The organism is Paenibacillus sp. Soil522, assembly GCF_001428245.1.
Lineage (GTDB): Bacteria > Bacillota > Bacilli > Paenibacillales > Paenibacillaceae > Pristimantibacillus.
The window spans coordinates 1-20,660 of record NZ_LMRV01000061.1 but is presented as its reverse complement, the minus strand read 5'-3'; the positions used below and the strand labels follow the sequence as shown (position 1 = coordinate 20,660).

General features: G+C 40.4%; 24 protein-coding genes, 2 pseudogenes and 1 riboswitch. Of the genes and pseudogenes, 25 read left to right on the top strand and 1 reads right to left on the bottom strand.

The window, feature by feature from the left end:
- Nucleotides 1-270 precede the first annotated feature (270 nt).
- The 10 genes and pseudogenes from ASG81_RS32975 (at nt 271) to ASG81_RS20195 (ending at nt 7,010) form a co-directional block, all read left to right on the top strand.
- Nucleotides 271-504 (top strand): hypothetical protein, encoded by a 234-nt coding sequence (locus ASG81_RS32975; protein WP_162255045.1) that lies wholly within the window; start codon nt 271-273, stop codon nt 502-504.
- A gap of 449 nt (nt 505-953) precedes the next feature.
- The gene (locus ASG81_RS20235) at nt 954-1,463 is read left to right on the top strand and encodes a GrpB family protein (RefSeq protein WP_056638372.1); all 510 of its coding nucleotides are present in this window, start codon (nt 954-956) and stop codon (nt 1,461-1,463) included.
- 113 nt (nt 1,464-1,576) lie between these two features.
- Entirely contained in the window at nt 1,577-2,122 is a 546-nt protein-coding gene (locus ASG81_RS20230) for a GNAT family N-acetyltransferase (protein ID WP_056638370.1), read from the top strand.
- 228 nt (nt 2,123-2,350) lie between these two features.
- Complete coding sequence (locus ASG81_RS20225; protein WP_056638368.1) at nt 2,351-2,884, top strand: hypothetical protein; 534 nt, start codon at nt 2,351-2,353, stop codon at nt 2,882-2,884.
- A 271-nt stretch (nt 2,885-3,155) separates the two neighbouring features.
- Entirely contained in the window at nt 3,156-3,506 is a 351-nt protein-coding gene (locus ASG81_RS20220) for a hypothetical protein (protein ID WP_155971700.1), read from the top strand.
- A gap of 197 nt (nt 3,507-3,703) precedes the next feature.
- Complete coding sequence (locus ASG81_RS20215) at nt 3,704-4,186, top strand: hypothetical protein (protein ID WP_056638362.1); 483 nt, start codon at nt 3,704-3,706, stop codon at nt 4,184-4,186.
- 179 nt (nt 4,187-4,365) lie between these two features.
- A riboswitch (ZMP/ZTP riboswitch) is annotated at nt 4,366-4,445 on the top strand.
- A 47-nt stretch (nt 4,446-4,492) separates the two neighbouring features.
- Complete coding sequence (locus ASG81_RS20210) at nt 4,493-5,074, top strand: DJ-1/PfpI family protein (RefSeq protein ID WP_056638359.1); 582 nt, start codon at nt 4,493-4,495, stop codon at nt 5,072-5,074.
- A gap of 144 nt (nt 5,075-5,218) precedes the next feature.
- Nucleotides 5,219-5,611 (top strand): VOC family protein, encoded by a 393-nt coding sequence (locus ASG81_RS20205; RefSeq protein ID WP_155971698.1) that lies wholly within the window; start codon nt 5,219-5,221, stop codon nt 5,609-5,611.
- Between the two features lie 152 nt (nt 5,612-5,763).
- Nucleotides 5,764-6,610 (top strand): annotated as a pseudogene (locus ASG81_RS20200) (tyrosine-type recombinase/integrase).
- Nucleotides 6,611-6,680: 70 nt separating this feature from the next.
- A complete protein-coding gene (locus ASG81_RS20195; RefSeq protein WP_056638352.1) occupies nt 6,681-7,010 on the top strand; it encodes a hypothetical protein in 330 nt (109 codons plus the stop codon).
- A 136-nt stretch (nt 7,011-7,146) separates the two neighbouring features.
- Here ASG81_RS20195 and ASG81_RS20190 read toward each other — a convergent pair whose 3' ends face one another.
- Nucleotides 7,147-7,875 carry a helix-turn-helix domain-containing protein gene (locus ASG81_RS20190; RefSeq protein ID WP_056638349.1) on the bottom strand — a complete coding sequence of 243 codons (729 nt, stop codon included), beginning with the start codon at nt 7,873-7,875 and terminating at the stop codon, nt 7,147-7,149.
- Nucleotides 7,876-7,940: 65 nt separating this feature from the next.
- Here ASG81_RS20190 and ASG81_RS20185 point away from each other — a divergent pair, with 65 nt between their 5' ends.
- The 15 genes and pseudogenes from ASG81_RS20185 to ASG81_RS20115 all read left to right on the top strand — a co-directional run.
- Complete coding sequence (locus tag ASG81_RS20185; protein ID WP_056638346.1) at nt 7,941-8,477, top strand: phosphotransferase enzyme family protein; 537 nt, start codon at nt 7,941-7,943, stop codon at nt 8,475-8,477.
- A 209-nt stretch (nt 8,478-8,686) separates the two neighbouring features.
- Nucleotides 8,687-9,193: a GrpB family protein gene (locus ASG81_RS20180; RefSeq protein WP_056638343.1), complete on the top strand. Its 507-nt coding sequence runs from the start codon at nt 8,687-8,689 to the stop codon at nt 9,191-9,193.
- A gap of 219 nt (nt 9,194-9,412) precedes the next feature.
- Entirely contained in the window at nt 9,413-9,970 is a 558-nt protein-coding gene (locus ASG81_RS20175; RefSeq protein ID WP_056638339.1) for a hypothetical protein, read from the top strand.
- 150 nt (nt 9,971-10,120) lie between these two features.
- Entirely contained in the window at nt 10,121-10,426 is a 306-nt protein-coding gene (locus tag ASG81_RS20170; protein ID WP_056638336.1) for a hypothetical protein, read from the top strand.
- Nucleotides 10,427-10,801: 375 nt separating this feature from the next.
- Entirely contained in the window at nt 10,802-11,821 is a 1,020-nt protein-coding gene (locus tag ASG81_RS20165; RefSeq protein WP_056638333.1) for a copper amine oxidase N-terminal domain-containing protein, read from the top strand.
- A gap of 170 nt (nt 11,822-11,991) precedes the next feature.
- Nucleotides 11,992-12,484 (top strand): annotated as a pseudogene (locus ASG81_RS20160) (GNAT family N-acetyltransferase).
- 592 nt (nt 12,485-13,076) lie between these two features.
- Complete coding sequence (locus tag ASG81_RS34085; protein WP_155971706.1) at nt 13,077-13,295, top strand: stalk domain-containing protein; 219 nt, start codon at nt 13,077-13,079, stop codon at nt 13,293-13,295.
- Between the two features lie 473 nt (nt 13,296-13,768).
- Nucleotides 13,769-14,182, top strand: coding sequence for a GNAT family N-acetyltransferase (locus ASG81_RS20150; protein WP_056638327.1), 414 nt, complete (start codon nt 13,769-13,771; stop codon nt 14,180-14,182).
- Between the two features lie 352 nt (nt 14,183-14,534).
- Nucleotides 14,535-15,461 carry a phosphotransferase family protein gene (locus tag ASG81_RS20145; RefSeq protein WP_056638324.1) on the top strand — a complete coding sequence of 309 codons (927 nt, stop codon included), beginning with the start codon at nt 14,535-14,537 and terminating at the stop codon, nt 15,459-15,461.
- A 103-nt stretch (nt 15,462-15,564) separates the two neighbouring features.
- Nucleotides 15,565-15,993, top strand: a complete 429-nt coding sequence (locus ASG81_RS20140; protein WP_056638321.1) for a hypothetical protein — start codon at nt 15,565-15,567, stop codon at nt 15,991-15,993.
- Between the two features lie 49 nt (nt 15,994-16,042).
- Entirely contained in the window at nt 16,043-16,489 is a 447-nt protein-coding gene (locus tag ASG81_RS20135; protein WP_056638319.1) for a hypothetical protein, read from the top strand.
- A 131-nt stretch (nt 16,490-16,620) separates the two neighbouring features.
- Complete coding sequence (locus tag ASG81_RS20130; RefSeq protein WP_056638315.1) at nt 16,621-17,907, top strand: IS110 family transposase; 1,287 nt, start codon at nt 16,621-16,623, stop codon at nt 17,905-17,907.
- Nucleotides 17,908-18,348: 441 nt separating this feature from the next.
- Nucleotides 18,349-19,026, top strand: coding sequence for a hypothetical protein (locus ASG81_RS20125; protein WP_056638312.1), 678 nt, complete (start codon nt 18,349-18,351; stop codon nt 19,024-19,026).
- A gap of 244 nt (nt 19,027-19,270) precedes the next feature.
- Nucleotides 19,271-20,077, top strand: a complete 807-nt coding sequence (locus ASG81_RS20120) for a copper amine oxidase N-terminal domain-containing protein (protein WP_056638309.1) — start codon at nt 19,271-19,273, stop codon at nt 20,075-20,077.
- A gap of 295 nt (nt 20,078-20,372) precedes the next feature.
- Nucleotides 20,373-20,660 (top strand): helix-turn-helix domain-containing protein (locus ASG81_RS20115; RefSeq protein ID WP_155971694.1); only part of this gene is annotated, 288 nt, incomplete at its 3' end.

Sequence of the window (20,660 nt, the reverse complement as noted above, 5' to 3'; positions counted from 1 at the left end):
AAAGATGGCTTCCAGTAAGCTTTTTTTTATTTATTTTCGAATCCATTAAAAACTTGTACTTAACATTTTGATTCTATTGTATCATTTAGCTAAACATTTCGGATGAGAGGAGGGTTACTCCTGAGACCATCTCAAGGTGCGAATACCGTTCAGCCCATACGTTACCTGGAGAAGATCCGTCAGATAAAAGAACTGCTCATACATCGATCTTACCGGGACTATTTTTTGTTTTTTATGGGGACTAATTCAGGCCTTAGGATCAGCGATATTTTGCCTCTGCGTGTGTGGGATGTGAAGTCGGCCACGCATCTCAAGGTGCGGGAGAAAAAGACTGGCAATACCCGGCGCATTTTGATGACGGATGCGCTAAAAAACGAAATCCAAAAGTATTGCCGTACACTAGGGGAGTCGATAGATCCTGAACCTGATGACGCGATGCATGTCTACAATAAGGTTGGATTTCAGGAACTAGGAAAAATGTTTGTTTGGTGCAAATCATTTTAACATCCCAAAATTAAACTAACGGGTACGATAGCTCAACGAACAGGACGAACGGCATTAGGTTTAATGGCTGCCGTCTCAATAGGAGGTGTTAAAAATCAATCTCCATCGTTATTTAGGAATCTGGATAATTATCTTATTAATTGAACTACTGTACTTTGCTAATTTAATTCATCAGGTTCACGACATAGAAGAAACTGTATTTATTATAGTGGTCATTGCAGTTACACTTGTCGTTGGCTCTACTGTAATAAGCAATTACAGAAAATAGCAAAGAGGTAGCATCTTCGCCTATCTTGTTAAACTAAACGGGTACGATACTGGAGCAGCTTGCTTCGTGGAAGCTCCTCTTTGTTTAATTGAAGTAACTGGCAGGATTGCACAAGAATCAGGCATTTCGCAATTACTGAATTTTAAGATTTAGTGAACATGAATTTTCTGGAGGTGGATTGATGCTTGGGGTACCTGGAGGAAAAGTAATTCTAGTCCCTTGGACTAAGCAATGGGAAATAGAATTTCTATCAGAAAAAAATGTAATTGAAACTGAAATTGGTGAATTGGTGATTGCTGTTCATCATATAGGAAGTACTGCAGTTAAAAACTTAAGTGGAAAACCAATTATTGATATTGCCATTGAAATTGAGGATAAAGACAGTGGGGCCGCTATTAAGGGTCTTGAATCACTTGGCTATGTTCATAAACCCGATGCCGCTCTTCCAGAACGTCATTATCTTACAAAAGGGTCACCAAGAACCCATCAGATCCACATGTTTAATAAAGGCAATCCTTTCATCCGCAAGCATTTAGCTTTCAGAGATTATTTAAGAACAAACGAAAATGAAAGAGTGAGATATGAACAACTGAAAGTAGATCTAGCTAATACTCATAGTAACAATAGAATAGCTTACGCGGATGGGAAAACGGATTTTGTTAACGAAATACTACTAAAGATTGGATTGTAACGTGTCTTTTCATTCAGCTAACTGACAGGTTTGCGTGGTGAGTGTTACTTATATTTTGAGAATTGGATGGTCTCCTATCGTAGTTGTAATAAAATGAATAGTGGAGGCAGAATATGAACCCTAAATTTGAGACCAATCGCTTAATGCTCCGATTATTTGAGCTCTCTGATGCAAAAATGGTTCAAACACTGGCGGGAACCGAAGAAGTTGCACGTACAACGCTCTCTATACCCCACCCATATCCTGATGGTGCGGCTGAAGCATGGATTGAACGCATCCTACAAGCGGCTCAAAAAGGCGAAATATTTTCATTCGCAATGGTCAAGAAAGAGGATGAGTTATTAATTGGTTGTATGAGCTTGCGCGTATCCAAAACAGATAATGAAGCAGAATTGGCTTACTGGGTAGGTCACCCATTTTGGGGGCAAGGCTTTGCAACAGAAGCCGCCCAGATCGTAGTTGAATTCGGCTTTGAAGGATTACAGTTAAATCGTATTTACGCCGCTGCGATGACGAAAAATCCAGCATCTTACAAAGTAATGAGTAAAGTTGGGATGAAGTTTAAAGACACTCTCCCTAAACATATTTTAAAGTCTGGGATTTACGAAGACATAGTATTTTACGACTTGCACAAATCGGATTATATTAAAGTTGGTTAAACTCCCTTGGTACGATAGCTCAATAAACACAAAGAGACGGCAGCCTGTGAAGTGGCTGCCGTCTTCTCAACTAACGGGCAGGATTGCGCAACAATGTGCATGAGTTAAAGTGTCACTTATAGGGAATACTTTCCAAGTAAAGGGGGGGAAACTACGGTTGGGCAGAAAGCACCCCAGGATAGCTTGCTGTATCTAGTAAGAGCGATATTTTGAGGAGAGATAACTTGTATGAAAAAGCTCACAATTTTCTTAATGATACTTTTTGTGCTGTCTGGATGCTCAAGTAAAGCAAATAGTGTTGCCTCTAATTTAGAAATAAATAATTCAATGTCTAATTTAACTCCATCGTCTATTCCCATTCACTATACTTCTGCTTATGATGAGAAGACCTTAAAAGAATTGGGTATTAAATTAAGTTCAACAAATATAGTCCCTAAAATAGGAAAATTGGAAGTTCGTAAAATCACTGAAGATTTATTGCGTCAAACTGCCGTACAATCCAAAGGTGTATATCTTGAGTACGGTCTAATAACGGCTAATGTTGGTATAGGCGCAATATCAGCAGAGGCAAAAGATGCCAACCCAGTATTAAAGAATAAAAAATCAATTTTAGATGTACCTGTCTGGGTAATCACATTCAAAGGGCTTCTTCCAGATGATTATGTGCCAGACAAAAGAGGGAAACAACCTTTGGACATTAGTAGTACCGTAATTGATGCAATTACAGGAATAGCTTTATTTGGATTTGGAACTGGAAAATAATCAGATTATGGATTCGACTAACGGGTACGATACTGGAGGAGTGCGCACTGTGGTCGCTCCTCTTTTATTATTGAGCTAACTGGCAGGAAAGTTGTAATTTATGGTAAATTATGAATGATTAAGGATTTGATTCACTGATAGGAGGAATTCATATAGCTTTAGTTCATGATTTCATACTTATTTCAAACGTAAATTTGAAGAGATTTCTTTAAGTGGAATCTTTAATTATAAAGACAGTAATCCAGAAAACGTTGTTTATCTACATGATGACATGTTTGGATATATGCAAGATTCTTTAAAATGGATTGAAACCATAAATCCCGATAAAAACGAAAGTGAATTGGGGTTTAACTATTATGGATTCTCAATAATTGAGAAAAAGGGAGCAATAAAATTATCGAAGCTGATGAAAGCTTGGTATCTAATGTTTTCAGAAGCTCTCGAAGAATTAACTTTAACGGGTTGGTATACTTGGGATGAAGATGATGACCCCAGAACAGCTGGGTCATATGAAAAATTATCATTCAGCAGAAAAGAAATCCTTGATAATCTAAGAAAATTAATTGAATTTGCAACCGTGGTTGACTCCGGGGAATATATAATGATTTACAGTGGTATCTGAACTAACGGGTACGATAGTGGAATGTAGCAGATTGCAGCGGCAATCTGCTTTTTTCATTGAACTACAATGAAAGAACGGATTAACTTTCATGCTCTGTGGTACAGCATAAGAGATGCATGGATGGCTAACGGTACATTAGCAACTTATTAAACATTCATTTCGTTCTAATTTATACACATACGAAGGAGGCTGCATTTATGAAACATTCTGTTTTAGTTAGTTTATTAGTCATACTTATTACACTTGTTGGATGTCAAAGTGACACTGAGACAATACCAAAAGCTAAGATGTTCAGTATTATAGTAGATACACCTAAAGATTTACAAGCTGATAAGCTTTTTGTTGTTAATGGTGCTTTGGTCAATAATTCCAATAGTTCTTGGGAAGTAGAGTATGGTGCTGATACGTTTACTTATGATGTTTATGATATTAAGGGTGGACTTGTCCTGCAAGATGTAAAGCTGCGAAGGGTTAATTCCATCGGATTCATGGTCACATTGAAGCCGAATGACTCTTATAGCTACGATGGAGAGGGGCATGTTTTCCCAAAATATAATGAGCTAACGTTACAAGCAGGAAACTATGAAATCGTTTCAAAGGCAAAATTCAGAATTAAACATGATGGTAAAAAATTTGACTTTGAAATCGAATCAATACCTTTCGAAATCAAAGTTTCATAAAGTGTGCTTGTATTGACTTTGCTATTACGCTAAACCGAGGGACGTGGTACGATAGTTGAATAATCATAACTCAGCATGCTGCCGAAGATTCGTTCGGTGGCCTGCTGCGCTTACGGGCAGTTTAACGTAATAAATCGCTTGCCTTAGTAATAATATTCAGACTATAATTTAAGTAAATTTCTGGTATGTGTGACTGGCGTAAACGTGGGTAACCACGATGGAGCACATATTCATATTGCCGTACGCCTGGGCAAAGTATTTGATCTAAGATCAAATACTTTTTTATTTTTTAAGGAGGACAACTGGATGAAAATTGCTTACATTTTGTTTGACGGGGTTAACCTAATGGATTTTGATGGATTTTACGAAGCAATTGCTTTAACGAGATTCTTAAAGTGTAAGGAGGACATAACATGGGATTTATGTGCAAACAAAGAGGTAATAACAGATGAAAAAGGCAGTGTGGAGATTCGAATTAGTAACCTTTCCTCTGATTTGTCTACTTATGATTTACTTTATGTACCCGGTGGTTTCAGTACAAGAAAATTGATTCATGATACTGAATTTGTGCAATGGTTACAAACTGCTAAAGATGTCCAATACAAAATCTCTGTATGTACTGGATCATTATTGTTAGGAGCAGCAGGTTTTCTACGTGATAAAAAAGCAACAACTAATAAAAGAGCATACGACTTATTACGACCATTTTGTGCTGAACTAGTCGAAGAGAGAATTGTAAAGGATGGTAACGTTATTACTGGCGGTGGAGTAGCCACTTCAATTGATTTAGGATTATATGTTTGTGAAATGCTAACAGATGATGAATCAGTAGAAAGGGTTAAAGATGCAATGGATTATCCTTATTATAAAGTAGGCACTTTCAGTTGATTTCATGAAGTAAAATAGGATTAGATCCTGAGAAAAGAAAAGTTTTTCAAAATGTTTCGTTATTCCACTAACGGGTACGAGAGCTCAATAGCAGTAAAAGGCAGTCGGCCGATCGACTGCCCTAATGTGGGAGGGGAATTCTTGGTGGAACAGATGAAAAGGAAAACGGTTTTGACTGGAATAGATGGTGTTTATATCCCGGTTTCTAACAGGAAGCAATCCGAGGCATGGTATATTGAACATTTTGGGTTAGAGCATGGCGAAGATTATTTGCTTGCGGGTAGGCAGGAGGTTTTCCTACGTGAGCGGTTAGATCAACAGGTTCTAACTTTTCGGACAAACCAGTGGTTGGAAAACGGCGAAAGCTATGAAATGCCAGTTGTGTGTTTTCGAACTTCAGACATTGCCGGACTGTACGACTATGCACGCTCGAAAGGCATTCGTGTTGGCGAATTGTCTGAGCATAACTGGTTCCGAGAATTCGATTTCTATGACCTTGACGGTAATAAGCTGAAAGTATGGCAACCGAACGAGTAGCTTAGGGAGTTTAACAACGGAACAATTGCATACATTGCTAACGGAAACAATAGCACCATGGCAATAGCATGCTCGTTACGCTAACGGATACGATAGTTTAAATAAGCAGTCTAAAACCTTTCATTAGAAGCAAACTAGAATTAATTGCTCTAATGGGAGGTTTTATTATGATCTTAAGCGAGCTTTGGCGCCAATATGAAGTGGATAAAAGAATCCAGGGGTTCAGTCCGAATACTTTGAGATCCTATGCCTTGCAGCTCAAGATGCTGGTAACAGAACTCGGTGACCTCGATATTTCTGAGGTAACCTTAAATCTTCTGAAGGATTATTTAGCAAAGCAGTCCGATCGATTGAAGCCAAGCAGCCTTGGGCACCGCATCCGTTTTATACGTTCCCTTTTCCGTTTTGCTTATGAAGAAACGTATTTACCTACCAACCCTTCACTAAAATTACGCGAACCAAAAGTGGATAAGCAAATTCCTAAGTTTTTGATGGAGGAAGATGTTATTCATTTGAAGATATCATGTCAGACACTAAGAGAAAGAGCGCTGTTTGAGTTTCTCCACAGCACAGGCTGCCGAATTGGAGAGGTGGAGAAGATAAACATTGAGGATTTGAACTGGGAGAATTGCTCTGCCATTGTAAATGGAAAGGGCTCAAAGCAGAGGGAGGTTTACTTCACCACCGAGTGTAAAGTATGGTTGAAGAAGTATTTAGCCAGTCACGGTGACTCGTGTAAAGCATTATTTGTAACCGATACTAATCCAGTTAAACGAATGGCCATTCCAACGCTCAGATGGGTATTAAAGCGGCTTGCAGGTCGGGGTGAGCTCGAAGCAAATGTATACCCGCATCGCTTTTGTCATACCTATGCATGATAACGGAGCACCGTTAGACTTCATACAAGGCATGTTGGGGCATGAAAAAGCATCTACCACCCAAATATATGCTCAACTGCGCGGTGAACGCCGGCGAGAACTTTATCGTCGGTTCTTTTAGCGTCGTTTTGTTTTCGAGAAGCCGCGATATTACAGGGCATGGCTCAATATAAAAAAAGGAGACAAATAACTTGGAGAGCAGATTAACAGCTAAACAACAAAAACGACAGCAAGAGCGTGAGATCATTGATGAGTATCACAAATTGGTAACTGAGCAAGATCTGGAACCCTTGTTTCAATCTTTTTTGGAATGGGAATCAGGGGCTTTGCCTTATTTCGAACTAACTGAGCTAATCCATGTATTCCATAAAAAGAATCAGGAGATCTACAAGGACTTCACGTACACAGATCATAAAGACCTACTTCTACTAGCCAAAATGAAATTGGGCCGATTAACTGAGGAGGATATTATTGATAATAAGTGGCTACTGGAACGATGGGGGTTTGAAGATAAAACCTAAAAAAGACAGAATGGCCGCCGTCGGACCAACATAAACGTCAGATACAGAGGAACAGATAGCGAGGCTCTGCTCCCTGGTTTCATTAAGCTATTTGGCAGAATAGTTTAATCACTTCGTGAATACTCCAATTCGATATTCAGGGCAGATAGGTTCTTAGGGTAATTCGCTTTGTAAAGCCTGAACAGGCACCAGCCGGTATGACGTTTAACTCCATCTCCTTAGGGATGTTCGTCGATTGCGATACTTGAACCGAAGGGATGTAATACGTAATATTGTCGTCAACCCAAGAGTAATGGGACAGAACGAACAGAACGTGCTTCTGAACCGTATGATTCACCAACCGCCGATGATTAGCGATAAAGTCGTTACACACCCATATCCCTTTATAATCATGATTGTTAACTTCTTTATGAACGGCATGTCGGATACCGACTAATGGGATATCCGGCATGAATTTGACCCGTGGTTGAAAGATAATTCCGTCATAAGTTTCGATAAGGTAAGATAGATCAGTTTTTTCCGTTAATACTAGCTCGGGCCGTTCCCTTCGAAATTGAGAAGGTGTCAGTCCGAATTGCTTCTTGAAGGCGCGAATATAAGATTGCTCATGTTCGAAAGCAAATAAATTGCAGATATCCAAAATATTGTAACGCGGTTCGAGAAGCAGCTCTATACTGGCGGATAATTTTCGTGCTCGTATATAATTCATTAACGGCTGTTCGACGACTTGACTAAGCAGTCGATGTAAATGAAATTTGGATATATGTGCGATCTCAACTAACTCATCAAGTTGAATTTTTTGCGTCAACCTTAATTCAATATAAGATAATACGTTTTTTATCGAATATAGTATGTCTTTGTTCATCTGAAATGGCACTTCTCCCGTTAAATAAGCAAGATTGATTCATTTTTGAGGGTAAATCGTATGGTATGCTTCGTCCTACTTGGGGTGAACTAAGCTTTCAACAAGATATGATTCGTTTGGAAAAGTACTATAGCTGCTTCTTGTCAAAAAATGAATTTAAGCTATATCAGTTGGCGGCGTCAAAAGTATTGGATTACTTATCGAAATCTAAAAAAAGCATGCATAATTTTGGATTGATCCATGCGGATTTGCATGTTGGGAATCTTGTTTTCCGTAATGAGGATCCTTCCCCAATCGATTTCGCCAGGTGCGGGTTTGGATATTATCTTTATGATTTAGCTCAATTATTTATGGGTGGTCTTTATCCGATACATAGGCAAATTGTATTTCAAGGATACGAAAGCATCAGGAAATTGGATAATGATTATATTCAAGCTTTAGAATGTTTTTGCGTAATGGCGTGTATAGAAGGGTATAGCATACACGCCTCGAACCCAAGAGAGACAGCCAATTTAAAGGAACAACAGCCGTATGCGCAAGCATTAATAAGAAATTATCTGAACGGAGCTCCGTTTTTATTCAACCCTATTGAGATAGGCTAGAGATTATCGTATCTGATTTCCAATGAGTTTCTGAACTCTAACGAAAAACGAGAGTGGAACAGCATGCCGTGGCATCTGCTCCTTTTTTTCTCACCTAACGGGCAGGATTGCGTGGTGGCAGCCGGCTGCTTATGTTGATCTATTGAGCAGGAACACGCAAAAGGCCTACGAATAAATATATAACCATGTTGTTAGTTAGGAGGAGTTGTATGGGTTCCAGTGTAATAGTTGTTGAATACGATCCCATTTGGGTTCTGTTGTATGAAAAGTTACGAGGCTTCGTACTTCCGGTTTTAAGCGACCTCGAAGTCACAATAGAACACGTTGGGAGTACATCCGTTCCAGGGTTAGCAGCAAAGCCGATTGTTGATATGGACGTGGTGGTGTCTACGCAGGCAGATGTCCAAACAGCTATTCAAAGGCTCGCCACCCTTGGTTATGTTCATGAAGGCGATTTAGGAGCTACAGGGCAGGAGGCTTTTATTCCTCCTGATGGTGTAACTTGGCATCACCTGTACGTGTGCACCATTGAAAACGCCGAATATAAGCGTCATATCCTTTTTCGAGATTATTTGAGAAGTCATCCAGAGGACGCAAAAATGTATGGTGACTTGAAGTTGGAACTCGGACAACGATTCCACAATGACCGTTTGGCATACACAAATGCTAAGAGCGATTTAGTGAAAGGGATACTACAACGTACTGGTTGGAAATGATGTGTATTTTCAGCCTGTGTTATTACGCTAACGGGCACGATAGCTCAATAAACTACACCACGAGGCTGCCGCGGATTGAACGGCAGCCTCGTTACGCTAAGGGGCAGGATAATGAAAATGTCTCCATAAATTGGCGTATATAAATTAGTAACTTTTTATATTTGTTTTCGTCTAGTACGATATAACGCATCACGATTTAACATAAAAGGATGAACTGACATGGCAAAACAAAACAGATTTATTATATTGCTTTTAATCGCCGTTGCCGTCACTGGCATTGGACTTGCAGTATGGCAAAACTATGAATTGCGTATAGCGCATAAGAAAGAGAAACTCCATGTTGCTCAAACGGCATATCGCGGAGCCTACTTTCTACACACGACCCGAGGCTCAATTGATATCATTAATAAAGAAAACAAATGGGATGATAAAAAGACAAGGGATTCGTTCCGTGTTTGGCTATCCTACGCAGAAGAGAGTCTGAACAATGCAAACTCGACATTGAATGACTTTCCTTCTCTTGTTTCATTTCAGGATAGAACAAATATGAATGACATCTCCTATTTTTATACCCAGTGGTGGGGTGAGGCGGCCAATATTCTGAGCAAGCCTGGACCATTAACCGAAGAAGATAAAGCCCGTATAACTAAACTGAACTACATCATATCAAAAGTAGACGGATTTTATGTTACGCTTAAATTTAACGATTGGGATGGGATTTCGACTTCCTTGGCTGAATTACACGAAGAGTGGAAAAAAGCGAATGTAGAACAATAACTCAATTGAGCTAACGGATAACGAGAGTGCAATAAATTACACCACGAGGCTGCCGCGGATGATCGGTAGTCTCGTTAAGCTGTTTGGCAGGTTAATGCAGCAAGTAAATGCTAACATAGCAATAAGCAATTAGGCCAAGGAGGTAGAATAGTGGACTTTGCTAAACAGTGTTCTGTTGAGTTGGAGAAGCTAACTGGAGGACATAACCGATATGAAGATTTGTTTTTTTCTTTAGAAGATATAAAACATCTCCCTATGATAATACAACGTCTTAACTTTGTTGATGGTATAATTATTAGCCCTTTTCATATTGCTGATGATTCCATTATGGAGGCTTATTGGTGTACTCTCTCTATAAAGATTGTGGATGTTGTACAGGATAAATATATAGTGCTACTTAGTGAGGCGGGTAAAAGCGACTTAACAGAAGTTGAAGAGCAATACATTGAATTATGAGATAAAACTTATTATGAAATTCTAAAAGACGACTTAAGTGGGCTTATTGCAAGTATAAATCGGTATATTTTATTTATGGAAATTCATGAATCGTCCTTGCGAGAAGAGTATGATATACCTAATAAAAAAAATCAGGATATATATTATCAAATTTATTAACTCACCCTTATTAAGCTCCCATTGAAGAACGCAATTACTTCCATAATCTGTGGTGTCGCGTGAGCGGCCCGGTTGGCTAACGGGCAGATTAATTCAGTAATCTCCTTTCCAGGAAAGCTGGTTTTTGGAGCCTTTAACTGTATAGCTGCGTCTATAATTTAGAAAATGCATGGTGAACAGCTGTTGCAATATTCACAACTTAAAAGGAGAATCACAATGATGAAGATGGTTCGAAAAAGAATTACTGTTGCGATCGCCACTGTCTTACTTGCGGGCGTACCGTTCATGACGTGGCCGGGAATTACGACGCAGGCCGAAGCCGCCTCAGCCGGCGTTCAAATTACGGTAATGGGAAAGGCGGTACAATCGGATTCGCCGTCGATTATCGACCGGGGAGGGGTGCTTATACCGCTGCGCGTGGTTGCTGAAGCATTCGGAGCTGCGGTGCAGTGGGATGCCAAAACAAGTACGGCGACGGTTCGCAGGTGGTCCGTGACGGCCCAGTTCAAATCGAACAGTCAGGTCGCCGTTATCGACCGTGAGATGTCCGGCGGCACAAGTCACAGCACCGTGCAGCTTGATGCTCCAATGAAGCTGTACAATAACCGGGCGTATGTGCCGCTGCGGTTTCTCGGTACCCAGTTCGGCTATAAAGTAACCTGGCACGACCATATCGCCGCCCTTGACTCGAAACTTAGTGCGAAGGATCAACGTACCTTGTTCGAGGGTGACCTTAAGGATGCGCGAAAGATTGCGAATGGCCTTGGTGGCGATCTGTATTATACGCATGATCCGCTCACGCCGCGCAACTATGTTGGAGATAGGGACGGCGTTACGACGCTGTTTCCGGAAGGTGAAGCGCTCCATTTCTATAGGTTCGAGGACGATATTGTGTCGCAGGTCGAAATCAAGGACGATTTCGCCTTGGTAACTTGGCAGGGCCGCCTAAACTGCACGACATGCACCAAAGAAAATGCGTTTCAAAGCTTCATGAATCAGCAATGGACCGACGGCCAAGGTATCGCTCCGAATCCGAGTGGCGATTACGTATATTCCTATTTCCGCATTTTCAGACCAGAAGGCTGGTCGGAATACGGCTATGTAGATGCGGACAGGAAATTGACGCAGACGGGCTACAATCATTACAATTCAATTTCAGAAAACGGGGAAACAAAAACCGGAACGCTGGAAATCATGAAGACCGGCGAGCAACGTACCGATTCCGTCATTAAGTGACGGACAGTTTAAATACAATCATTAAGTAAATGGTACGATAGATGCTGTGGTAACCAGTCCTTTGAGGGGCTGGTTTTAACCCTTAAAACCGAGGGACGGGTACGATAGTTGAATAAAGATACTTGAAGCAGCTGGTCGTCGTCCAAGATCGGCATGGGGGTAGGATTATTTTGAACATTCAAATGATTTTTGAGCAATTCCCTAATTTAGAATCAGAGGATTTGTTGCTTAGGAAGGTTGATATAAATAACCTTGATGACGATAGGACATTTTGAACGTGACTTTGCTAAAAAAGCACGAGTTAAATGGGGAATATTCACCAAGGAGCAGCCTGACAAATTGGTGGGTATTATTGAGGCTATGGATTTTAATCAAAAGGTTAGCATGGTGACGATTGGGTATTTTTTAGCGGAGTCATCATGGGGAAAAGGGATTGCTTCAAAAGCTGTTAGCATACTTCTCAAATTTCTATTTGAAACTGTAAGTATAAATAGAGTTCAGGCAGAAGTAATGCTGTTAAATAATGAATCAAAACAGGTACTTCAAAAGAACGGGTTTCTTAAAGAAGGTACAATAAGACAAGCCACTATGTGGTCAGGAAAAGGAATTGTTGATTTAGAAATTTACGGTATCCTTAAAGGGGATTACAACAAGCGCCATTAAACTAAAGGGTACGATAGCACCATGACAACAGGCTACCGGCTTTATTGGCAGCCTGTTCAGCTCCCATGGAAGACCGTAATTACTTCCATAATCTGTGGTGTCGCGTGAGCGACATGGAGGGCTAACGGGCAGATTAATGGAACTATTATCTTACATATACGTCTAATAATTGTTTGGAAATAAAATGAATGAAGAGGAAGTGAACCCAAATGAGAGTGAGCAAATTTCTTAATGTTGTAGTGTTTTCTATGTTTTTCTTTGGTTTTTGTATTCCCGTCAATGCAGCAATGACTGTTGATCCTGTCAACATCGAATATACAAATGGTAATAAGACAAACCTGACTAAACAAGAGTTTATTCTTATTAATGGAAGTATCTTGGTAAGTCCGATTTATTTAGTATATATTCTCCCTTTCACCGTTCCAAGTAAAGGAATGGAGTGGGATGGAGATGAGAAAACCTTGTTGTTTTCAGCCTTTGACAAAGATGTAATTGGAGAAAGTAAGGAAGGATTTTCAATAAAGATAGGTGAGAAGGAATTCGAAGATAAAGTTCTAGATCTAACATTNTTTCAGCCTTTGACAAAGATGTAATTGGAGAAAGTAAGGAAGGATTTTCAATAAAGATAGGTGAGAAGGAATTCGAAGATAAAGTTCTAGATCTAACATTTAGAATCCCTCAGGAAGCCGTTTTTAAAGATGGACGAGTATATTTGCCACTTAGAGGAATCTCGGAAGCTTACGGTAATGTTGTTAATTACTCAAAGAACAATGGCGTGATTATGATCACAATACAACGAAACGGAAAATGACAATGGGTTATGCGACTTCTACGGAATCCGTTTTCCTTTGTTACGCTAACGGAGAAAGATAGCTCAATACCACGAGGGCTGCCAGCGGGCGGCCATTCGTTACGAATGAGCAGGATAATGCAAGAATGGGTAGTATTTGGTTTTATTTGTTTTGCACCCTATTTGTTGGCTGTTTATCTGATATAGTAGAATTTGACAAATATTTAGAGAGTAAAGGATAGGTGATGTCTTACTTGTTGCAGATAAAAGACCGAATAAGCGAACTTAAAAATAATTTTAGTTATGAACAGGTAAGCTTGTATTCCAATCGATGATCGAAGGACATACTCGATCTGAATTTTACGTTGATGATTTAAAGTTTCCCAGCGTCTCAATTGCATGGGATAAGGGATACAACTATTATTTAGGGGGGAACCCCTCAAGCATAAATTATCTTAAGAAGGCTGCGGAATTCTTAAGAGATAATTTTCGATTTGCAGATATTCAAGGAGCCAAAGTCCATTTTTCCTTCTATTCTTCAGAGCAGTATGGAGAATACGAGTTCTCTCGAACACGAAATTAAAGGTGCATGGGGTACAATTGAGAAATTTTGTGACAAGGGATTTGGTTTCTGTGCACATACTGATGACCTTATTGTTAATTGGTGTACAGCGGAATATTTAAGCCAAACGAGTTGTGGTATAGGTATTGAAACGATATCAGAATTTCAACACAAAGGTATCGCCTCGAAGGCGGTGTATCATTTTGTTGAAAAGTGCCGAAAGTTAAATCTTATCCCTTACTGGGACAGCTGGAAAGATAATTTTCCATCCGTAAAAGTCGCCGAGAAGCAGGGTTTTATAAAACTTTTGGATTACAAAGTCATTTATATCTCTAAGCAATCGTAATTCATTGAAGATTATTCAACTACCATGAAAGAACGGATTAACTTTCATGCTCTGTGGTGCAACATAAGAGATGCATGGTTGGCTAACGGGAGTTGAATAACACTCATGATGAGCAGGCGCTGCGACGGCCTGCTCATTTTATTAAGCTAACGGACAGCATAGTTTAAAATGTTTACTACCCTCTATATCACTCGAGAGATGCTATAATTGCAAACGCTACCTAAGTGAGAGACAAGTTTTCGCTTATTATGATCAAGAAGATGATTTCGACGATGCTGCGGGTCAACCCAGATCTGTTCTCCAATAACGAACCGCTGGATCGTGAAAACTTTGATAAACGGGAGAGGGAACTATGACGGCTTACGAGAAACCGAGTTTGGCCATGAGCGAAATCGAAAAAGTATTAAAGAATAATCTCGGACCCGGTGCGGCCGAGATTAAGCCGCTGGCCGGTGGCAACTTGAGCAACGTGTTTTCTTTCGCCCTCGAAGGTAAAGGTTATGTCGTGAAATTCAGCGATCTGGATGGCGCATACGAGACGGAACGCTATGTCTCGGAGTTGCTGTCGGGCCAGGGCATCACTTTCCCTAAATGTTTAGCGCTGGGGAAAACCGGCCGGTTAGCCTACGTAATCATGGAGCGGATGGACGGGCACAATCTATCCGATTGCACGGCAGAGGAACAAACCCATCAATTGCCGGAACTTATCGGCATCTTGACGAGGCTGGCCGATGTGGATGTTGGGGCAACTAACGGGTACGGGTGGATCGGGCCTGACGGCAACGGAGCCTGCGCGTCTTGGAAGGACTTCATTGTTGCCGTAAATGCGGAAGATCAGACGGGGACGTTCTGGGAGAACTGGCACGAACTCTATCGCACGTCTTGCTTGGAGAGAGACGTATTCGAAGAAATCTATAACCGTTTGATGACCTACGTGCCGTATAACGAACCGCACAGGAGCTTTATACACGGGGATTTTCACCAGTGGAATATTTTGTCGGACGGTACACGGATTACCGGCATCATTGATGGCAATTGCCTGTATGGCGATTTCCTCGTGGACCTTGCGATTCTCGATCGGCATATGCCGTGGAGCGGCGTTATTCAGGCGTATCAAGACTATCAAGTGAAAGCCGGCATTGCGATTCCTAATTTCAAGAAGCGGTTAATCGGCGCCTATTATTTCAAGGGACTCGACGGACTTCGATTCTACGCTAAGATGGGATGGGGAGACGCCTATCAGGGCACGCGGCATTTTCTTCTAAACCTGGAAGCTTAACCAAATCGGGGGATATTAAGGGGATTCATTATGAAGAGATAACTAAAGAGGTATTGGAAGCTTTAATTAAATAAGCTTCGTAGAAAAGGGGGAGATTATTATTTTGCTACGGAGAACTTTACAGCTATTTATATTCATAGTTATGATTGTGTCCGCTACAATAATTGCTGGATGCCAGGGAGAAAGCAGTGAGGATACTTTTCCTGAAGTCGGGCAAAGACTTTCAAAAAGCACAAAACAAATTGATAAGCAGCCTGGAATCGTATTAACGGGGTTCGCTTCCGACCCAAATGAGAAATTATTCAGAGTAGGGATTGAATATGACCCGAGTCAAATAAACAATAACCAATTAAAGAAAATCGTTACCGACTATCTCACCCATGCTGCTTCAAATTTGCCGCCTTCAAACGATTGGAAAGAAATGCTTAAGCCGTTTAGATTGCGGATTGAAAAATTAGGAGATGCAAGCAACTTACCTGTAATAGCTGAAAAAGACATCGGGGCATCAGAATTAATATGGCTATGGGAATGAAGAGATTCGTAACGGGCAGGAATCTATGTTGCAGATTATGGAGGTTTTGATGTATCAGTTCGCAAAACATTATGGAGTAATGTGGATCGTTTTTGTACTTCTAGTCAGCATCGGAGCACTCGGTGTAGAAATCCTGGAAGGGGAAAAAATTACGACAACCGAGTATTATGGATTACACAATTTAGGGTACATGTATTTTGCTTTGATTTTTTTATTTATCGCTCTACCGACATCAGGACTATACTTTATTATCGTACTTCCATTGTCCATACTCTTACGGAAAGGCACTTATATGATGTTCTGTATAAGAACGGTCATTATAACCGTAATGGGGGCTGTTGAAGGCAATAAGCTCTTTCACCAGCATTACAGCAATTTTATTGAGGGATACGAATTAAACTATCTCACCGCTGTTATCGTTTTCGGGATGTGTGGACTTGCATACAGTTTAATCGACGGGGTTCTTGCGAAAAAGGCAGCTTGGGTTATGCTTTAACATCAACTGACTATTAAGCTAAACATTCCTGTATAGCCTAAGAAATGGGCTTTGAAAAAAAAGGAGCGTCTCGGTATGATGGGTTTGTCTACGGGTTTGAAACCCAACACCATCAAGGAGGCGCTCTTATTATGAAGTTTAAGCAATCAGTCGGACAAAATCAACGGATTGAACGAATTACCACATCCCATCTTGTTGTAGGTATTGATATGGCAAAGGAAGTCCACGTAGCGCAAGCCACGAACTTCCGCGGTATTGTGCTTTCTAGTAGGCATCTTTCTTTTAAAAATAAAATCGAAGGATTTGAAAAACTACAACGGTGGATTGAAGGATTACTACGGAAAAATCGATTAAATAGTATCATTATTGGTATGGAGCCGACAGGACACTATTGGTATAACTTGGCCAATTGGCTTGTTGATAAAGGGGTACATGTTGTTTTGGTAAATCCCGCAACAACGAAACGAAACAAAGAAAATCGAGATAATAGCCCTTCAAAGAGTGATCCGAAGGATGCACTTGTTATTGCTGACGTCGTTAGCCGTGGCTTCTACTATGAGTACACTCGTCAAGCAACAAATTTTCAAAGATTGCGCACAATTATGAGTGATCGGGAATTTTGGGTCACGAATAGTGTTCGACTACAGAATCGCATCATTCGTTGGCTGGATATTCGTTTCCCTGAATATGCCTCGGTGTTTAAAGATTGGACCTGTCCGCGCTCGATAGCGACCCTCAAGGAGTTCCCGTCCCCGCTTGATCTTAAAGGTCAATCGACGGCTGAGGTAATTACAGGCTGGCGAAAATACATGAAGCGAGCTGGCGGTTCAACTGGCATTCAGAAAGCCGCCGAACTCATCTCTCAAGCGAGCCAGAGTGTGGGGGATACGACGGCACTTAAGGAGGCAAAACAGGATCTAGAACGCTTAATAGAAGAGTTCGAGCGAATCGTGGGTATATTAGAACAGATTGAAAAGGACATCGTAACCGTACTCGGTGAGATTCCTATAGCAAGCCAACTGAGATCCCTTAAAGGCCTCGGCCCTATCTATACTGCAGCCATTCTGTCTGGTGCAGGTGACCTGAAACAATATGCCCATGGGCGTCAGTTATTGCGGAAAGCTGGGTTAAACTTGGCTGAAAGTACGTCTGGAAAACGCAAAGGGGAGATTGTACTCTCAAAACGTGGGGATGCTACACTGCGAAAATATTTGTATCTTGCTACGCTCACACTAGTAGGAACTAATCCTATATTTCGGCAGTTGCATGAAAATAATGTCCATAATAAGCATATGAGTAAGCAACAGTCGGTGTTTAAACTGCTTGGAAAACTGGCGCGAATCCTAGTTGGTATGGTTCGTCACGGTGAGTCGTTCACTCCGGAAAAAACATTCCAAACTTACACTCAAGCTGCATAAGACATATTAAACGTAAATTGACTCATTCACAGGATTTCAAATAAAGAAAGCACGGAGGACCGAGTTCGTACCCGATAAGGGCACAGACCCATCAGCTAAACGGTATCGGTCTCCACACCTTGGATAAGTGTAACGAAGGAATGTAAGGGCATAGACCCGTCGAGTCGTGGGATGGTAAACTTCCAGGGATCTAGTGGAGCATGCGTGCAGTAGAAAGTAAATTGGGGAAATGTTCCAAAGTGTTCGTTTCTTTTATTTGCGCATGCCCAAAACAGGGGCCTCACGGGTGCTATAACTTATTTCCTACCGACCACTGCATTCCAAAGTGAAGAAATCCTGCGAATGACTGAGTTTACGTGAGATAAACCCTTAAAACTGAGGGACGGGTACGATAGCTCAAAAACAAGAAACCGACAATAATGGATGTATTAGGAGGGCAACTTGAGAAGAAGAATAGGTATAACTGCTACTTTAATTGTTGTCATGATATTTATAAGTTCCATTTTTATCAATCAAAAATTTATTTTCAATCCTATCTTATTTCAGCAGGATAAAATAACAAGTAATGACTGGAGTGTTGTCATGATATTTATAAGTTCCATTTTTATCAATCAAAAATTTATTTTCAATCCTATCTTATTTCAGCAGGATAAAATAACAAGTAATGACTGGAGTATTTATAGATACCCAGCTCAGATTGAATACTTATCATTTGAAGATAATGGCTGGACAGAAACCTCAATAGTAAATGACAAGAAAGAGATTCATWTTATTTTTAAGGAAYTGAAAAAAAATAAAGAAAACGTGTTATCTCAATCGGACTTTTTTAACCGCAATAAGGAAATGGGTAAAGAAAAAATGGTTGTTATTAGACATTTGACTTCTGAGAAAGAAGAAGAAGGTCCAATTATATTCCAATTCAGATATTACGAAAATGGTGTTGCCGCGGATTTAGGCAATGGTATTGATTTTGTACCGATTTCTGATGAACTGAAGGGAGGTCCAATTATATTCCAATTCAGATATTACGAAAATGGTGTTGCCGCGGATTTAGGCAATGGTATTGATTTTGTACCGATTTCTGATGAACTGAAGGAATTATTGGAGAAATTGAACTAACCATATCTCGATGACAGTACAGTTCTTAATTGAGGGACGGGTACGATAGTTCAACCTCAGAAGGGCTGCCACAATTGACAGCCCTTCGCTACGCTAACGGGTAGGATACTTCCATAACTATACAAACGGCCGCCGATTATATTACTGTGCTTAGTGCCATTTTGCCCGAAGCAACAATTTACCACACGTTACGTCTAATGAATGGGAAAGAAAAAAAATCCAATATACCAGGGAGTGAGAATAAATGGCATTCGTTAAAAATTTTCTAGTAGCCATAGTTTTCTTGTCAACCGTTTCAGTCTTCAACCCAAACGTATCAAAAGCGAGTGCAAGCTCAACCTTCTTAAATATCGAAGGTTATTACTTACTTTATAGCGCGTCTCTGGCACCATACATCGATGATAATAATCGCATGATGGTACCTTTGCGATCATTCTCGAAGCTGTTCGGAGCAAAAGCAACCTATGAAGCGGCGAGTAAAACGGCGACAATCATTAAAAGGGATTATTTCCTAAAGTTAACGATAAATTCTAAAACGATTGAAGTAAATAACCAAAAATACGAATTAGACACGGTGCCCGTGCTAAAAAATAACAGTTTCTTTTTGCCGCTCAAATCAGTTGCAGACGCATTTCAGATTCGTACATCCGTCCTAGACATGGGGTATGGAACGGGGAAAACCATTACAATTGAAGATGATCGATTTCTGGAGCAAGGAGTGCTGAAAGAGATCAATGAGATGAGAAGCAATGATGAAGAACAATACAAGAATTATGGTGTGTTCCCAAAATCCATTACTTTTAATAAGAACAACCAGCAAGTCGAAATAAGTATAAAGTCGAGAAACATTTTGGGAGAGGAAATTAACTTTGAAGATGTTAAAAGCGGCGTGTGGGTAGTTTCAAACAATGAGATACAACAAGTTTTAAGTGATGTTACTGAAGATTTAAAGGTTGGAAAAGGCGAAATCATGGAGCATCAATACCCGACAAATAACAAAGACACTAGTGAAGTAGAATACGTTTTTTACTTCCCTAGAATTCAGGAATAGGTTGCGCGTAATTTATGGATCAGCATTCTTTACTGAACTAACGTGGAACGATAGCTGAATAACACCAGGTCGAGGCTGCTGACAGGATTGATATGCTCCCCAAATAGTAGACAGGTGAAATAATAAAACTGCTGCTATGAGGGGAGTATTTTCATGTCTAGAGTTCAATATAACGCGAAGGAGAAACTCGCCATTATCGAAGAAATCGATAGTGGTGAACTTAGCGNTATTGATATGCTCCCCAAATAGTAGACAGGTGAAATAATAAAACTGCTGCTATGAGGGGAGTATTTTCATGTCTAGAGTTCAATATAACGCGAAGGAGAAACTCGCCATTATCGAAGAAATCGATAGTGGTGAACTTAGCGTCATGGCCGTTGCTTATAAATATGGGATTTCCAAGACAACCTTGGTGAAATGGCGACGCCAGTATGAAGTCTATGGTTTTGAAGGATTAGAGGTCCAAACGGAAAACCGCAGCTATTCCGCAGAACTTAAGCTTCAAGCGGTATTGGATTACCTTGAGGGGGAATTATCCCAGTACGATATCATTGATAAATACAAAATCGCGAGCAGAACACAG

What these genes read in the sequence shown, in the direction of transcription:
- ASG81_RS20165 (WP_056638333.1), top strand. Translation starts at nt 10,802, where the DNA reads ATGATGAAGATGGTTCGAAAAAGAATTACTGTTGCGATCGCCACTGTC.
- ASG81_RS20215 (WP_056638362.1), top strand. Translation starts at nt 3,704, where the DNA reads ATGAAACATTCTGTTTTAGTTAGTTTATTAGTCATACTTATTACACTT.
- ASG81_RS20120 (WP_056638309.1), top strand. Translation starts at nt 19,271, where the DNA reads ATGGCATTCGTTAAAAATTTTCTAGTAGCCATAGTTTTCTTGTCAACC.
- ASG81_RS20190 (WP_056638349.1), bottom strand. Translation starts at nt 7,875, where the DNA reads ATGAACAAAGACATACTATATTCGATAAAAAACGTATTATCTTATATT.
- ASG81_RS20145 (WP_056638324.1), top strand. Translation starts at nt 14,535, where the DNA reads ATGACGGCTTACGAGAAACCGAGTTTGGCCATGAGCGAAATCGAAAAA.
- ASG81_RS20180 (WP_056638343.1), top strand. Translation starts at nt 8,687, where the DNA reads ATGGGTTCCAGTGTAATAGTTGTTGAATACGATCCCATTTGGGTTCTG.
- ASG81_RS20235 (WP_056638372.1), top strand. Translation starts at nt 954, where the DNA reads ATGCTTGGGGTACCTGGAGGAAAAGTAATTCTAGTCCCTTGGACTAAG.
- ASG81_RS20210 (WP_056638359.1), top strand. Translation starts at nt 4,493, where the DNA reads ATGAAAATTGCTTACATTTTGTTTGACGGGGTTAACCTAATGGATTTT.
- ASG81_RS20175 (WP_056638339.1), top strand. Translation starts at nt 9,413, where the DNA reads ATGGCAAAACAAAACAGATTTATTATATTGCTTTTAATCGCCGTTGCC.
- ASG81_RS20185 (WP_056638346.1), top strand. Translation starts at nt 7,941, where the DNA reads ATGCTTCGTCCTACTTGGGGTGAACTAAGCTTTCAACAAGATATGATT.
- ASG81_RS20135 (WP_056638319.1), top strand. Translation starts at nt 16,043, where the DNA reads ATGTATCAGTTCGCAAAACATTATGGAGTAATGTGGATCGTTTTTGTA.
- ASG81_RS20230 (WP_056638370.1), top strand. Translation starts at nt 1,577, where the DNA reads ATGAACCCTAAATTTGAGACCAATCGCTTAATGCTCCGATTATTTGAG.
- ASG81_RS20220 (WP_155971700.1), top strand. Translation starts at nt 3,156, where the DNA reads ATGTTTGGATATATGCAAGATTCTTTAAAATGGATTGAAACCATAAAT.
- ASG81_RS20225 (WP_056638368.1), top strand. Translation starts at nt 2,351, where the DNA reads ATGAAAAAGCTCACAATTTTCTTAATGATACTTTTTGTGCTGTCTGGA.
- ASG81_RS20130 (WP_056638315.1), top strand. Translation starts at nt 16,621, where the DNA reads ATGAAGTTTAAGCAATCAGTCGGACAAAATCAACGGATTGAACGAATT.